The 705-nt window shown below is 62.0% G+C and carries 2 protein-coding genes; both read right to left on the bottom strand.

From position 1 onward, the window contains the following. On the bottom strand, positions 1-231 hold a 231-nt coding region (gene tnpB / locus K3F49_RS39045), incomplete at its 3' end, for an IS66 family insertion sequence element accessory protein TnpB (RefSeq protein WP_234686159.1). Then, complete coding sequence (gene tnpA, locus K3F49_RS39040) at positions 228-623, bottom strand: IS66-like element accessory protein TnpA (RefSeq protein WP_234686158.1); 396 nt, start codon at positions 621-623, stop codon at positions 228-230. The genes tnpA and tnpB, both read right to left, overlap by 4 nt. Between the last annotated feature and the right edge of the window lie 82 nt (positions 624-705).

Genomic DNA, 705 nt, shown 5'->3' with positions numbered 1-705 from the left:
GATGAACTTGCCTCGGTCCAGACGCTTGGCATAGAGCGACATGCCCAACCCATCATGCCAAAGAATCTTGACCAGATCGCCGCTGCGACCCCGGAAGATGTAGAGATCGCCAGCATGAGGATCGCGCTTCAGGCTCTCCTGAACTGTGAGAGCCAAGCTTCGCATGCCGCGACGCATATCGGTGTGGCCAGTGGCGATCCAGACCCTGACGCCGCTCGGAATCGGGATCATCGTCGTCGCAAGAGCTCAAGAACCTGCTGCAGCGCCTCAACATCCACGTCACGGTCAACGCGAACACGACAGCCGCCGCCGAGCTCAATCTCGATGATTCCGGCTCTTACACGCTGCGCAGGCGGTGAAGACGTCGGTTGTAGCGCGCTGCTCGAGATCGGAGCCGCCACAGGCGTGATCTCGACGGGAACAAGAGCAGGTGTGGCATCTCCGCCCAGTCGCCCCTGGCGCGCTTGTCGACGCCAGGTGAACAGCAGGCTATGGGCCATCCCGTGCCGGCGTGCCACGCCGCAGACCGTCTCGCCGGGCTGCAAGGTCTCTTCGAGAAGGCGGACCTTCTCGTCGTAACTCCATCGCCGCCGACGCTCGGCGCCCAACACATTGACCTGCATTCCCGACGTGACCTTAACGCTAGACTTAAGGTCAAATCCTCAGGCCTCCTCGCAAACTACACAAGGCGGCCTTCGCCGGAGG

It is taken from the genome of Bradyrhizobium monzae, assembly GCF_021458635.1.
In the GTDB taxonomy this organism is placed as follows: domain Bacteria; phylum Pseudomonadota; class Alphaproteobacteria; order Rhizobiales; family Xanthobacteraceae; genus Bradyrhizobium.
Note: the sequence above shows the minus strand (reverse complement) of the source record. Positions and strands in the feature narration are given on the sequence as shown.